The organism is uncultured Dysgonomonas sp., from assembly GCF_900079725.1.
Classification (GTDB): domain Bacteria; phylum Bacteroidota; class Bacteroidia; order Bacteroidales; family Dysgonomonadaceae; genus Dysgonomonas.
This window is the reverse complement of sequence record NZ_LT599032.1, coordinates 1,417,730-1,432,444: the sequence shown is the minus strand read 5'-3', so window position 1 is coordinate 1,432,444 and position 14,715 is coordinate 1,417,730. Positions and strand designations below refer to the sequence as shown.

Genomic DNA, 14,715 nt, shown 5'->3' with positions numbered 1-14,715 from the left:
AATCCGGCGAATATGAATAAATTCCTTTTAATCTCATTATGTGCAATTATCTCGGTTCTGGCATATGCCCAGGAGGATGCAAAGTATTTAGCAGGTGCTGTGCCTGAGGTTGACGGTAAAGTCATTTTTTCCAAATCGATACCAGTGAAGAACTCTATATCTGATGCCGATCTATTTAATATTATGGATAAATGGGCAAATGACAATTATGGGACTAATATTCAAGAAGATTTGGATAACAGGGTTTTGTTGTCTAATCCCGAAGAAAAAGATATAGCATGTCTGGGCGAAAAATATCTCGTGTTTAAGAAGAGTGCTTTCGTGTTAGATCAGGCTAAAATGGTTTATCAGCTAATTCTGGATATAGAAGGAGGTAAATGTAATGCTACTGTACGTTATATTAAGTATGAATATTCGGACAGTAAAACACCTTTGCCTGCCGAACAAATGATAACAGATGAATTTGCATTGAGTAAAAAAGGAGATAAACTGAATCGGTATTATGATAAATTCCGCAGACAGACAGTTGACAGTATCAACAGTATATTTAATTCTATCGATAAATATCTGAATAGCACAGTTACAACAGGTGTTGTATCCTCGGCAGTTCCCGCGGCTGTGTCAGTGGGTATTGCCGATACGCATGAGGTTATTGCTCCGGTGTTGGCAGGAAAAGATGCTCTTGCTGAAGCTTCCTTTACAGGGTTCAAAAAAGTTGATACTGGCAAAATACCCGCCAGTTTGCAAGGAAGTAAGGCCTTGATTGTTTCTGGATCGTTGAGTAGTCCTTCTATTGTTCCAGCATCGTGGGGAGGTGTCACTTCATTAATGGAAAAACCGGTAGCATTAAGTAATGTCAATACTGCACAATATGCAGGAGTGCCGGATGGAGCCGGAACCTATACGATATCTTTTTATACCGAGGTGTATGGTGATGCATTGAAAGAATTTGAAAATACGAAAGGAAATATTAATGACAAAATAAAGGCTTCCGGGCTTACGCCGGTTATTGCACCTTCAGGTACGCCTGTCTTTTCAGAAGCATGGATGGTTATCGAATGCAAAAAAGCAGGGGTAATGCCGTCTTCCGATCCAAAGGCTGCATCGGATAAAACATATTTGGGTGAAATATTGAACGTTTGGATAAAATAATCACAGAATAATAGAAGCTCATGAGAAAAATAGCTTTAATTACCGGGGCTACCTCCGGCTTAGGTAAAGCGATAGCTTTGCGATTGGCAAAGGAAGGATATGATGTAATCATAACCGGACGCCGCAAGGATAGACTGGAAGAACTGGAACGGGAGATTGAAATAAAATACGAATCGAAGGTATATTCGCTTTGCTTTGATGTACGTGTGTACAGTGAAGTAGAGGAAGCCATAGCTAATCTGCCCGAAGAATGGAAGGCAATCGATATCCTTGTCAATAATGCGGGGCTTGCCGTGGGGTTGGATCCTATACAGCAGGGGGTTGTTGATGATTGGGAGCGCATGATTGATACTAATATCAAAGGTTTGTTATATGTGACCCGTGCGGTGTCTCCGGGAATGGTCGCACGAAAATCGGGACATATCGTCAATCTTGGCTCTATTGCAGGAAAAGGAGTTTATCCTAACGGAGCAGTATATTGTGCTACCAAGCATGCAGTGGATGCATTGAGCCAGGGTATGCGTATGGATATGTTGCCATATGGGATACGTGTTACACAGGTGTGTCCGGGTGCAGTGAATACCGAATTCTCTCTTGTCCGTTTCAAAGGGAATCAGGATAGAGCCGATTTGGTATATGACGGATACGATGCACTGACAGCTGAAAATATTGCCGATGCTGTTTTTTATGCAGTGTCCCAGCCACCACATGTAGATATACAGGATATGTTGGTGATGCCGACAGCACAAGCCAATGGCAATATGTTCCATAAAGAAGAGAAGAAGTAATATAAAATAAATCAGGATAAGAGAGTGTGCCTTTGTCGGGCACACTCTTTTTTTTACCTTTGTGCGTTATAATAATTTGAATATGCGTATAGATATCATAAGTGTTCTGCCTCAGATGTTTAGTGGTCTGATAGATTGCTCCATTCTTAAAAGGGCGCAAGATAAAGGGCTTGCGGAAATTGTACTTCATAACCTGAGAGATTATTCTACCAATAAGCATCGTAATGTGGATGATTACCCTTTCGGCGGAGAAGCCGGAATGGTGATGCAGATAGAGCCGATTGATAATGCTATTACATCTTTAAAACAACAACGGACATATGATGAAGTAATATATACTTCGCCCGATGGCGAAGTTTTCAATCAGAAGATTGCCAATCAGATGTCAGCGTATGAAAATATCATTATATTATGCGGGCACTATAAAGGAATCGATTATCGTGTTAGGGAACATCTGATTACACGTGAAATTTCGATAGGGGATTATGTTCTTACAGGAGGGGAACTTGCCGCTGCAGTGATGGCAGATGCCATTGTGCGGCTTATTCCGGGTGCAATAGGAGATGAGCAGTCGGCTTTGTCTGACTCTTTTCAGGACAATTTACTTGCGCCGCCCGTTTATACTCGCCCGGCAGAATATAAAGGATGGCGGGTGCCTGATATACTATTGTCGGGTCATCAGGCTAAGATAGATGAGTGGAAGCTACAACAAGCAATGGAGCGCACCGAAAGGCTACGTCCCGACTTGTTAAAAAGTGAAGAATAAATCTTTAATAGTAGATGCTTAGAATTCGACCTTTACTGTCACCCGTTCTTTGCTCCCGGTAGTCCAGCGCGGACCCGACTGAATCAGACGTATGGCTTCATTATCGGATGTGCCACATAGGCTATATTTTACCTCGAAAAGGAATGGACGACCCAATGAATTGACCGAGAACTCCACAGCTACTTTGCCCTTACGGTCTTTGCAGATATCGTCTGTTGGTCGACGGAGCGATTTTTTCAGATATTCATTGTATTTTTCGTAGCCGCCTATGGGTTCAGGTTTACTGCTATTTGTTTCTTCCTGAGTAGATGTCCTGCTCTCGAAATCGTCGGGTACATATATTTCTATCGGTACTTCATTCATACGCTTGGTGTCTTCCGACAAGATTTCCTGTTCGGCTTTACTCATCGAAGCACTTTCTTCGCTCTCTATTCTGAAGCGGGAAATATCCGGCTTATAAGCCTTTGCCAGTTCAGCATTCTTTTGTGCGATCACTACTATGTTTTCAGTATAATATTCTTCAGGCACATAGATCTCGATGATGGAATTTTCGTTAGCTTGCTGAGCATATAGTCCCGATTTGTGATAGTCGGTCAGAAAATACCCTCCGATGCCTATTATAATGATAATAGCAGCAGCTGCCGTTTGCCACATCTGTCTGCCGTTTGTTTTGTTTTTTGTCTTCGATCTGGCTTTTAGCCGGTTTTGTATATTGTTGATACGTTCGATGTGGTTGTCGTCGATGCTATCGAAACCGTCTATAGCCTCGTACAAAAACGGATCCTTCATCGAATCTTTTTCTATCCGATGGGCATCTTTACCTTTTTTTTGTCCTTTTATGTAATCTAAGAATTTCATTCTTTCAGATTTTTTTCGATACAAATTTTCAAATTCCGTTTTCCGTTTTGTATATAACTCTTTACGCTTTTGAGATGAAAGCCTGTTTCATCCACGATGTCCGCATACGATTTGTCCTCGTAAAAAAACTTTTCCACCGCTATCCGTTGGGGTTCCGGTAATTTCTCCAGGCACTCATTCAGTGCGTTTTCCTTTTCTTCATCTCTGCTCTCATCAAATAGAGTAAAAGAGCTGTCGGATTCCATAAGCTGGGAATCGAAATTAACAATAATCTCCTTCTTATTTTCTTTCAGGATATGAAAGCAGTGATTCTTTACTACACTATAAAGCCAGTTTTTGAATACCTTGATTTCGTAATCCAGAATTTTTTGAGACAGGTTCTCGTAAATATCTATTACTGCATCTTGCGATTGTTCCGGACTTTGCAGGTATTTAAGGCAAAGACCATAAATAAGGGGAATATAGCGTTCGTAAAGCTGTTGGAAATATTCAGCTTTACGCGTTTCTTTAAATTTTGACAAGAGTGTCTCGTCACTATCCGATTCTTTTTTCTTATGTAAGCTAAAGAATTGCAAGGGGATTCATTTTTACACAAATCTACAAGATTTTAATTAATAATCAAACAGTTTGAAAGCTTAACGGAAATGTCATAATCTTACATTTATGTTAAAATTTACAGTGTAAAATTGTATAGATGGTTCATTTTATGTACTTTTGTCATCGAAATAATAACGAGTTTAATTTTTTAACAAGCACCCATTATGAAAGAAAAAATTGGATCAAACGCAGGTATTATTTGGACTTACCTAGATGCAGAAGGAAGCAAGCCTCTTAAAGACATCAAAAAAGCATGCAAATTGACAGAAAAAGATATGTATGCTGCTTTAGGCTGGTTAGCAAGAGAAGGCAAAATAGCTTTCAATGAATTAAAAGACGACTTGCAGGTCGTTTTGTTGTAAAAAGCAGAAACAACATTTTCAGATAAAAGAGGCGCTTATCTTTCGCATAAGCGGCTCTTTTTTTTATTTGTTTAGGTTCGGCTTCTTTTTAATAAATTTAGAAGAGTAATAATTTTGTTAATTCGTTGGTATTATTTATTTTTGTCTAGCATTTTGGCTACTTTATGACTGAAAATGATGAAAAACTTCTGGCCGAATTTGAAATAAGGATGCGGCAATTAATGTACCTCTGTGATACGTTGAAGGAAGAAAACGCCTTGTTGAAGCAGCAATTGACACAAAGAAGCGTGACAATTGAGAATTTAACATCGGAAGTAGAAGGGCTGAAAAGAAAATATGACAATCTGAAGTTTGTAAAATCTTTTTCTTCGGAGAATGAGGATGATACATTGCAAGCAAAGAAGCGATTGTCGAAATTAGTGCGAGATGTAGATAAGTGTATCGCCATGCTGAAAAATTAACGAATAAAGGCAAAGATATGGACGAGCATTTAATAATTAATCTACGCGTAGCTGATATGAGGTATCCTCTCCGGATAAAAAGGCAGGAGGAAGAAGTATTCAGAAAAGCTGCGGAGGAAATAGATTATAAAATAGTTCAATATAAAAATTATTTTACAGGAGATTCATCCCATTCATTGCAGAATAGCGATTATATGGCAATGACAGCAATACAAGCTGTAGCAGAGAAGGTTGAGCATCAGTTACGGGCGAATGAATTTGAGTTCAGGATGAAAGAATTGACGCAGGAATTGGAAAATTATCTGAGAGGTCATGTAAAATAAAATTATAGTACTGAGGAAAATCTAGAGCACTAATTTTAAGTATGAGGGTATTGTTCATACTTAAATTAGTGCTTTTTAGTTTATATAAATTGAGTTTTTAAATAATGAAAAATAAATTATGGATATATTATTTTATGTAATAGCTTTCCTTGCCGGAGCAGCCGTGGCGTGGGTAGCTTTGAATTCTATGGCGAATTCGAAGTTCAAACGTCAGGTGAAAGAGGCGGAACTGGAAGCTGAAGTAATCAAGAAAAATAAATTGCTGGAAGTAAAAGAGCAGGCTTTGCAGATGAAATCTGAATTTGAGAAACAGGCTAATGCACGGAACTCTAAAATACAGGCAGCAGAGAGCAAAATCAAGCAACGCGAGTTGAGCCTGAATCAAAAACAGGAGGAACTCCAACGTAAGAAAAGTGAAGCTGATACGGTTAAAGCCAATCTGGAAAGTCAACTTGAGATAGTGGAAAAGAAGAAGCTGGACTTGGACAAGCTTCACAAACAAGAGGTGGAAAGGCTCGAGGCCCTATCCGGATTGTCGGCCGAGGAAGTGAAGGAAAAGCTTGTAGAGGCCTTGAAAGACGAGGCGCAATCTCATGCCCAATCATATATCAATGAGATAATGGAAGAGGCTAAGATGACAGCTAACAAGGAGGCTAAGAAGATTGTGATACAATCTATACAGCGTGTAGCTACAGAGACGGCTATAGAAAACGCTATCACAGTTTTCCATATAGAGTCAGACGAAATAAAAGGTCGTATTATCGGCCGTGAAGGACGCAATATACGTGCATTGGAAGCAGCCACAGGTATAGAAATTGTAGTAGACGATACCCCTGAGGCAATTGTACTTTCAGGTTTTGACCCTGTAAGACGCGAAATAGCACGTTTGGCACTTCATCAGCTTGTTGCAGATGGTCGTATCCATCCTGCACGTATCGAGGAAGTGGTAGCAAAAGTGAAGAAACAGATTGAAGAAGAAATTATCGAAACCGGTAAGCGTACTACTATCGATTTAGGTATCCACGGTTTGCATCCAGAGTTGATACGTCTTGTAGGTAAGATGAAATATCGTTCATCATACGGACAAAACTTATTGCAGCACGCCCGCGAAACAGCAAACCTGTGTGCTATTATGGCGTCAGAGCTTGGGTTGAATGTAAAGAAAGCAAAAAGAGCAGGATTGTTGCATGATATAGGTAAGGTGCCTGATGATGAGCCGGAATTGCCTCACGCATTACTTGGTATGAAGCTTGCAGAAAAATATAAGGAAAAACCGGATATTTGCAATGCTATCGGTGCTCACCACGATGAGGTGGAGATGACAAGTCTTCTGGCTCCAATTGTACAGGTTTGTGATGCTATATCAGGTGCACGTCCGGGTGCACGCCGTGAAATTGTAGAAGCATATATCAAACGGTTGAATGACCTTGAGCAACTAGCTCTTTCATATCCCGGTGTGTTGAAGACATATGCCATACAGGCAGGACGCGAACTGCGTGTAATAGTAGGTGCGGATAAGATAGATGATGTAGAAACAGAAAAACTATCGGCCGATATTGCAAAGAAGATACAGGACGAGATGACTTATCCGGGACAGGTTAAGATTACAGTTATACGTGAGACTCGTGCTGTGAGTTACGCTAAGTAAGAGAAACAGATTTTATACAATAAAAAAACGGAGACAAACTTTGTCTCCGTTTTTTTGTTTTAAGAAAAGAAGTGTGTAACTCTGATCTTTCAGAGGTGTCTTATATAAGTCGCTATTATCCCTAAAAGGTCACAATCTGAATGTGTTTTTTGAGGTCGGGGAGAAAAATGTAAGAACTGGAGGTAAGTTTATCTATGTAGATAGCTGTTAGCCTTTAGCTGATAGCTATTAGCTCTTTGAAAAAATGGATTAGCAGATTTGTAAATTAGCATATTAGCAAATGAATGATAAGTGTCACCCTTTAACCCCCTCCAGCCTCCCCTCGGGGCAGGGCTGTTAAGTTCTTTACTTTGTTGCTATTTTCTGCTGTCATCCAGAGTGGAACGAAGGATCCCGACCCTGAGAGACGAGATGTTTCACTCTGTTCAACATGACACAGAGGGTCTGAAAAATTAGAGCTTAACAGCTCTGACCCAAAGGGAGGGTGTAGAGAGAGTAAAAAGCGAATTAGCTCCGCTGGCCGTTGGTTCTTAATTATTAATTATTAATTGTTTTCTGTGTTACCTTTGTCATCTTTTTAGGTAAACAGTATGTAAATAAAATGAAAAAAGCAGGCTTAAAAAGAACTAATCAATGTAGTTTTTGAGGATAAAGGTTATTTTAATTACTTTTGCAATCAGGTATAAAGGATTAATAATATATATAGTAGGTAAAGCAATGGCATATAAAATAGCGGTTTTTGACGCAAAGCCTTATGATATGGCTACTTTCAATAAGGCGAACGAAGCATATGGTTTCGAACTGGTCTATCATAAGGAACATCTCGATAAGAATAATGTGCTTTTGGCAAGTGGTACAGATGCTGTTTGTATTTTTGTAAATGCAAAGGTAGATGAGGCGGTTGTGACTAAGCTCCATTCTTATGGTGTAAAGCTGATAGCATTACGTTGTGCCGGTTTTAATAATGTAGATATAGCTGCTGCCGCCAGAAAAGGCATAAAGGTGGTACGTGTTCCTGATTATTCCCCCCATGCTATCGCTGAGCATACTTTGGCCCTGATGCTTTGTCTTAACAGAAAGGTTCATCGGGCATTTTTGCGTACACGCGACGGTAACTTTTCTTTGATAGGATTTCAGGGATTCGATATGTATGGCAAGACTATCGGAGTGATAGGTACCGGTAAGATAGGGAAGGTCGCTACAGGTCTTTTTCAGGGATTAGGTATGAATGTTCTGGCTTACGACTTATATCCGGATACAAAATGGGCTGATGCTACAGGTGTTAAATATGTGTCGCTGGATGAATTATATGCTAATGCCAATATTATTACATTACATTGCCCGCTGACAAAAGAAACTGAATATCTTATCTGTGATGAATCCATAGCCAAAATGAAAGAAGGTGTGATGATAATCAATACTGGCCGTGGAAAGTTGATCCATACCAGGCACCTGATAGAAGGGTTGCTTAGCGGTAAGGTCGGTTATGCAGGTTTAGATGTGTATGAAGAAGAAGGGGCTTATTTTTATGAAGACCATTCTGATAGTGTGATGACTGATGATGTACTTGCCCGGTTGCTGTCTTTCAATAATGTGATCGTGACATCTCATCAGGCCTTTTTTACTCAGGAGGCAATGTCGAATATTGCGCACACAACAATGAATAATATCCTTGATTTCTTCAACGGTAAAGAGTTGAAAAACGAGGTTGTATATAATAAAGCTTAGTGTAAATTTCATACAGTTAGAATTATAAGTATGAAACGGTTCTTTATTCTTTTTGTTTATATATTCGCATTTCTTGGGATCATCGTTGCGGCTGATTCTAAGTTCGTTGTTGTTATCGATGCAGGGCATGGAGGTAAGGATGGCGGAGCTGTGAGAGGTATATATAAGGAGAAAGATATAAACCTGGGAGTGGCTAAAACTTTAGGAGAACTGATAGAAGCAAACTTTAATGATGTCAAAGTAGTTTATACCCGTAAGACTGACGTTTTTGTAGATTTGGACAAGCGGACACAAATTGCTAATCGGGCAAAAGCCAATCTGTTTATATCCATTCATACCAACTCAACTGCTGCAAAGACTACAAACGCCTCCGGAGCTGATACCTATATATTGGGGCTAGCCCGTAGTGCTGAAAACCTGGAAGTGGCAAAAAGAGAGAACTCTGTAATTCTATTGGAAGATAACTATACATCAAAATATGAGGGTTTCGATCCTAATTCGACGGAGTCGTATATCATATTCGAGTTTATGTCGAATAAGTATATGGAACAAAGCCTGCAGTTTGCGGATTACATACAGAAAGATTTTAAAAGTATAGCAAAGCGTACAGACAGAGGTGTGCGTCAGGCGGGATTTCTCGTGTTGAGAAAGACAAGTATGCCTAGTGTGCTTATCGAGTTGGGTTTTATAAACAATCAGGCTGAGGCTAAATATTTATCCTCCAGGTTGGGACAAAGGGCAATGGCGACTGCGATATACTCCGGGTTCAAAAAATATAAACGAGAATTTGATAAAAAGCAAGGCCGTTATGTTGCTGCGCCGGATAAAAGTGAGTTGCTTGATGATATTGCAATCGACGAAGCTATAGTAAAAGAGAAAGTAGCTGTTGAAGATACTTATATTGTTGAGGACACCGATACTCCGGTTGTGAAAGAATCAGCCAGAGTGAAAAACATGGTAGCGGCCCCAAAGAAAAGAGAACAAACTCCTAAAAAAATCGGTGAAACCACTAGAAATATAGCTGAAACCTCGACGAAGGAAAATAGTACGGTTACGAAAAATGTTAGTAACAAGGTGGAGTACCGGGTGCAGTTCTTGGTATCACCAAAGAAACTCCCGGATACTTCGAAAGAATTTAAAGGTCTTTCGCCTATAATGTTCTATAAAGATGGTAATAGCTATAAATATACATGTGGTTCAACCACTGATTATAATGAGATAATTAAAATACAACGTCAAGTAAGGGCTAAGTTTAAAGATGCGTTTGTCGTTAAATTTAGAAACGGGGAACGTATTAAATAGATAATGACAAACCACTATGTGGATAGAAGATGGTATTTGATAGTATATTATTTCAATAAAGCTATTTGTAGTATTTAAACTTAACAAAATAATAAATAGGTCTGTGACCTTACAATTACATAATTTAATAGTTATGAGTAAAATATCGAAAGAAGTAAAGATAGGTATAGCCTTTGTAATCGCAATTTTCCTTTTGTATTACGGTATCAGTTTTCTGAAAGGTGTAAATCTTTTTAAACCATCAAATTCATATATTGTCGTCTTTGACGATGTGTCAGGTCTAACCCAGTCGACACCTGTTACGCTGAATGGGTTTCAGGTAGGTCTGGTATCTTCCATGGAACTAGACCCGAAAAATCAAGAACGTGTGATTGTATATCTGAACATGGACAAAGGTATGCAGATACCCAAGGGTAGCAAGATGTCATTGGATGTCTCTGTTTTGGGGTCGGCTACAATCATGCTTGAGACTAATCCTTATACAAAAGAAAATCTGTCCTCGACCGATACTATAAAAGGTATCCGGGTAAAAGGTATGCTAGATGCTGCAGGTACTATGTTACCTCAGGTAGAACAGCTCATACCCAAGATTGATTCAATACTTATCGGTCTCCAAACATTGGTAAACAATCCGGCGTTGAACCAGTCGTTGACAGATATCAATCAGATTACGGGCGATTTGGCTAAATCGACCAAGCAGCTAAATTCGATGATGACTACATTAAATAAGGATCTTCCTACCATAACCGGTAATCTGGGGAAAATGTCTAACGACCTAAGTAGTGTATCGGGTAAGATCAATCAGATGGATTTGGCTTCTACATTCAAGTCTGTAGATTCTACTATGAAAAATATAGAATATCTTTCTACGAAAATCACATCTAAAGATAATTCTTTGGGATTATTATTGAATGATCGTCAATTATATGATAGTATTAACGGAACAATTAGTAATGCTTCGTTGTTACTTAAGGATGTAAGGCAAAATCCATCCCGTTATATTAATGTAAAAGTCTTCTAAATTGTTCTATTTAGAATTGGTCTAAATAAGTAAAAATAATTTTTTTGCTTAATAGTGTCACCCTTATACTTTTCGGGCAGTATTACGAAATTGTTAAAACGTAATTAAAATGCTATTAAAAACACAATCGACTGATAATTAGTTGGTTATTTGTACCAAAAGGGGTGATTTTGTAATAACGTCATAAGTCATTGAAATTAAAATAGATGTTTCTAAAACTAGAAAACCAAATTTGGAGGCACTTTTTTTTTATGAAATAAATGATGAAATTTACATTACGAAATCGAGAGAGTAATATAGACAAAATAACTAAACTAATAAATGGATTCTTCTTCAACTCAAAAATTATGGGCTAATTGTTTAACGGTCATTCAGGATAATATACCTGAGGCGGCTTTCAAAACATGGTTCTTACCTATTGTTCCCTTATCTTATGAAAATAAGGTATTTACGATACAGGTACCAAGCCAATTCTTTTATGAGTATTTGGAAGATAAGTTTGTCGACTTACTGAAAACTACTCTGCATCGCGAAATTGGTAGAGATACAATATTACAGTATCGCATATTGATGGAGAATACAACTAATACAGTTGTAGATTATAGAGGTGATGCAAAAACACTACCAGCAGAAAAAGGTTTTGTCAAAAGTACTAATAAGGTGCCCAATCCTTTCCAGAAGGTTGTAGCGGATGATTTTGATTCGCAACTGAATCTAAAGTATACATTTGATAACTTTTTTGAAGGCGAAAGTAATAAGTTGGCCCGGACAGCTGGTGAAACTATAACAAAGAATCCCGGTAAAACGGCCTTTAATCCATTATTTCTTCATGGTACATCTGGTGTGGGTAAAACCCATCTCTGTCATGCCATAGGTACGCGTATCAAAGAACTGTATCCCGAAAAACGGGTATTATATGTATCGGCTCACTTATTTAAAATTCAGTATGCTGATGCCGGACGTTATAATACGACCAATGACTTTATCAACTTTTATCAGGGTATCGACGTACTTATCATAGATGATATACATGAATTGGCCGGAATAGAACGGACTCAGAATACACTATTCCATATATTTAATCACCTGCATCAGAATAATAAGCAGCTTATTCTTACGTCTGATAAAGCTCCGTCTGAACTTCAGGGAGTGGAAGAGCGATTGCTTACACGTTTCAGGTGGGGGTTGACCACGAAAATAGATCATCCCGATAAGGGTTTGAGGTTAAAGATCCTTCAAAATAAGATTCTTCACGATGGATTGTCCATACCAGAGGATGTGGTCGATTATATAGCAGAGAATGTAACTGATAATGCCCGCGATTTGGAAGGAATCATTGTATCTATAATGGCACATTCATTGGTATACAATAAAGAGATTGATTTGTCCCTTGCACGACGTGTTATCGGACAAGCGATAAAGAAGATTGAAGCAAAGAAGATAACAATCAGCGCGATAGAATCTGTTGTTTGTGACTTCTATAATATAAAGAGTGAGTTGATTCATACCGCTTCCCGTAAGCGGCAGATAGTTCAGGCTAGACAGGTGACTATGTATCTGTCGAAGAGCTATACTGAAATGTCGCTGGCTCAGATAGGATCCCTCATTGGTAAGAAGAACCATGCTACTGTGCTGCATGCATGTAGGACTGTAAAAGAGCAAATGGAGGTAGACAAAGTATTCCGGGACGAGATAGCCGAGATAGAGAAAAAAATAAAAAGCTGAGAGCGTTAGTTCTCAGCTTTTTAGCTTAGTCTTGATGCTCAGTTAAGATGCTTAGTGTTTACTATAATTATTGATCATGATTTCCTTAATACTAACTTCCTTTTAGTGGCAGCAGTAATCTCAGAGAAAAAAGCCTTGATCTCTTTATATTGCGATTTATTATACCGTCCTGTAAAGATATCAATATTTTGAATATATGTAATCTTATTCCCATCTTGTTTTACTTCTGTTGCGAATTTACCAAAGGGAGTTGTCAGGGATATATTCTTGGGTAAAGATTCGGTTGTATATGATTCAGGAATGTTGATGATAATAGAGTCGGATTCTGAAAATCCATTATTAATCACAATGTCCTGAATGCGCGTATTGGATGAAAGCATATTATAGCTCCCTTTTTCAAGAGGACATGCCGGGATGAATAAACGCGTACCTGTTTTATTTACAAAATCAGTAGCTACAAAGTCTGCAGATAAAGAGCAGGACGGTAATGATGACTTATCTTCTTTTGTGTTTATGTTATCGATTTGCACTTTAGGAAATTTAATATTGCGGTTGATGTATCCGATTACTTTTTCCCTGTCCTTAGATGTCATTGCAGACACATTGTATAAATATCCGTTCAGATGTTCTATAAAACGCATATTTCCTTTCGAGCTACCATCTTCAGTAATATTGATTTCAACGAATGATTGCTGTTTATTCTGTTTATCTGTGTAAATTGGAAGCCGGCATAGCTTGCCTCCATCTTCGGTGACAACTAGTGCGTCATGCCCTGCAATATCATCGTGAACGAATCCAAAAGGTATTGTTTGTGACGTGCATTCCAACCATATACTATCATTCTTGAGGGGGACAAGTAGGATTACATGATTTGTCTCATTGGCATTTGAGAATTTTTCAGGAAAATATTTCTTGCTCCCCATGTATATCTTACAATAATTGGATGGTATGCCAACAACTTTGAGCATAGCTTTCATTAGGTTTGATAAGCCTTTACAGTCTCCGAAATTAGTCTTGGCTACAGATGCTGCATCTATTGGTTGTAAGCCGCCAATACCAAGTTGAATGCTCACATAACGCCAGTTATCCTGTAAATATTTGTATAGTATTTCTACCTTTTCTCTATTGTCTCGGGCATCTTTTGTCAATTCTATCAGCTTATTAGAGAAAGCTTCGGATACATTATCTCTATCCTTTAAAAGTTTAGATGTCCAGACTCCAAAATCTTGCCAACTGGACATTTTACCACAGAATGAATCATAGCAAAAATCAGCCGGAGCAATCAATACTCTCGGATATATATCCCTTAGGGCCGGAGCCAAAGGTTCACTGTTAATTGCTTTAAGATTGTGTGCCGTAAATGAATATATGTGTTTATTACCTACAACTTCATCTTTAACATTGCAATCGAAATTTGCATCATATCTCAGATTCATATCCGCGGGCAGTTCTATCCTGTAACTGGCATTGACCAGCGATTGCATATAACTCTGAATAGGAGTGAAAGCAGGGTATGAGATTATGCCGTTCTTCCATTTTTCTTCATATGTATATTCTATCGTGTATGGATATGTGGGAATCTTGTATTCGTAGACAATAGAGTAGGCGTCTGTTGCCATCTGGTCCGACATGGACGATATCGTCAAGTCTTTCTTTCCTATTTTCCGAATAACACTACCTGATGCATTTTTTACGACAGCAGAGAAATCTTTCATTTCCCTGAACTTATCATTAAAAGCATAAAAATGGGCAAAACCTTCTCCTTGTTTATTGAGGATTGTCATTGTTTTCGTTACCTTACATGTCGCATTATTCATATCCGACTGGATTATGACTATATCGGAGTTCTGAACAATCGCAACTGCATTTTCACGAAGGCTGTCGGAGGCTTGGTTTATCGAATTACCATTTGCAGATACTATTGCAGATGATAATATACATAGAGTTAAAATGAAGTGTCTGTACATAATAGTTCCGGTTCTAA

The 14,715-nt window shown here is 38.5% G+C and carries 14 protein-coding genes; 11 read left to right on the top strand and 3 right to left on the bottom strand.

Features of this window, described 5'->3' with window-relative positions; translation table 11 throughout:
- The first annotated feature begins 12 nt into the window (after positions 1-12).
- The 3 genes from QZL88_RS06245 to trmD all read left to right on the top strand — a co-directional run bounded on the left by QZL88_RS06245 (position 13) and on the right by trmD (position 2,706).
- Positions 13-1,152, top strand: coding sequence for a DUF4468 domain-containing protein (locus QZL88_RS06245; RefSeq protein WP_296939233.1), 1,140 nt, complete (start codon positions 13-15; stop codon positions 1,150-1,152).
- 20 nt (positions 1,153-1,172) lie between these two features.
- Positions 1,173-1,940 carry an SDR family oxidoreductase gene (locus QZL88_RS06240; RefSeq protein ID WP_296939232.1) on the top strand — a complete coding sequence of 256 codons (768 nt, stop codon included), beginning with the start codon at positions 1,173-1,175 and terminating at the stop codon, positions 1,938-1,940.
- 82 nt (positions 1,941-2,022) lie between these two features.
- Positions 2,023-2,706 carry a tRNA (guanosine(37)-N1)-methyltransferase TrmD gene (gene trmD / locus QZL88_RS06235; protein WP_296939230.1) on the top strand — a complete coding sequence of 228 codons (684 nt, stop codon included), beginning with the start codon at positions 2,023-2,025 and terminating at the stop codon, positions 2,704-2,706.
- Between the two features lie 18 nt (positions 2,707-2,724).
- Here the strand turns inward: trmD and QZL88_RS06230 are convergent, their stop codons facing one another.
- Both QZL88_RS06230 and QZL88_RS06225 read right to left on the bottom strand, forming a co-directional pair.
- Positions 2,725-3,564: a hypothetical protein gene (locus QZL88_RS06230; protein ID WP_296939229.1), complete on the bottom strand. Its 840-nt coding sequence runs from the start codon at positions 3,562-3,564 to the stop codon at positions 2,725-2,727.
- Entirely contained in the window at positions 3,561-4,139 is a 579-nt protein-coding gene (locus QZL88_RS06225) for a sigma-70 family RNA polymerase sigma factor (protein WP_296939228.1), read from the bottom strand. The genes QZL88_RS06230 and QZL88_RS06225 overlap by 4 nt, the downstream gene beginning before the upstream one ends.
- A 186-nt stretch (positions 4,140-4,325) precedes the next feature.
- On the opposite strand from QZL88_RS06225, the gene QZL88_RS06220 reads away from it, so the two are divergent.
- The 8 genes from QZL88_RS06220 (at position 4,326) to dnaA (ending at position 12,731) form a co-directional block, all read left to right on the top strand.
- On the top strand, positions 4,326-4,523 hold the full coding sequence (locus QZL88_RS06220; RefSeq protein WP_006798623.1) for a winged helix-turn-helix domain-containing protein: 198 nt from the start codon (positions 4,326-4,328) through the stop codon (positions 4,521-4,523).
- Between the two features lie 164 nt (positions 4,524-4,687).
- Positions 4,688-4,984, top strand: coding sequence for a hypothetical protein (locus QZL88_RS06215; RefSeq protein ID WP_296939227.1), 297 nt, complete (start codon positions 4,688-4,690; stop codon positions 4,982-4,984).
- A 17-nt stretch (positions 4,985-5,001) separates the two neighbouring features.
- Positions 5,002-5,307: a cell division protein ZapA gene (locus QZL88_RS06210; RefSeq protein ID WP_296939226.1), complete on the top strand. Its 306-nt coding sequence runs from the start codon at positions 5,002-5,004 to the stop codon at positions 5,305-5,307.
- A 118-nt stretch (positions 5,308-5,425) separates the two neighbouring features.
- Positions 5,426-6,955 (top strand): ribonuclease Y, encoded by a 1,530-nt coding sequence (gene rny, locus QZL88_RS06205; RefSeq protein WP_296939225.1) that lies wholly within the window; start codon positions 5,426-5,428, stop codon positions 6,953-6,955.
- 717 nt (positions 6,956-7,672) lie between these two features.
- Complete coding sequence (locus QZL88_RS06200; protein ID WP_296939224.1) at positions 7,673-8,683, top strand: 2-hydroxyacid dehydrogenase; 1,011 nt, start codon at positions 7,673-7,675, stop codon at positions 8,681-8,683.
- 30 nt (positions 8,684-8,713) lie between these two features.
- Positions 8,714-9,985, top strand: coding sequence for an N-acetylmuramoyl-L-alanine amidase (locus tag QZL88_RS06195; RefSeq protein ID WP_296939223.1), 1,272 nt, complete (start codon positions 8,714-8,716; stop codon positions 9,983-9,985).
- 133 nt (positions 9,986-10,118) lie between these two features.
- A complete protein-coding gene (locus QZL88_RS06190) occupies positions 10,119-11,006 on the top strand; it encodes an MlaD family protein (RefSeq protein ID WP_296939222.1) in 888 nt (295 codons plus the stop codon).
- A gap of 321 nt (positions 11,007-11,327) precedes the next feature.
- On the top strand, positions 11,328-12,731 hold the full coding sequence (gene dnaA / locus QZL88_RS06185; protein WP_296939221.1) for a chromosomal replication initiator protein DnaA: 1,404 nt from the start codon (positions 11,328-11,330) through the stop codon (positions 12,729-12,731).
- Positions 12,732-12,805: 74 nt separating this feature from the next.
- On the opposite strand, the gene QZL88_RS06180 is transcribed toward dnaA, so the two are convergent.
- Positions 12,806-14,698 (bottom strand): DUF3857 domain-containing protein, encoded by a 1,893-nt coding sequence (locus QZL88_RS06180; RefSeq protein ID WP_296939220.1) that lies wholly within the window; start codon positions 14,696-14,698, stop codon positions 12,806-12,808.
- Positions 14,699-14,715 lie beyond the last annotated feature (17 nt).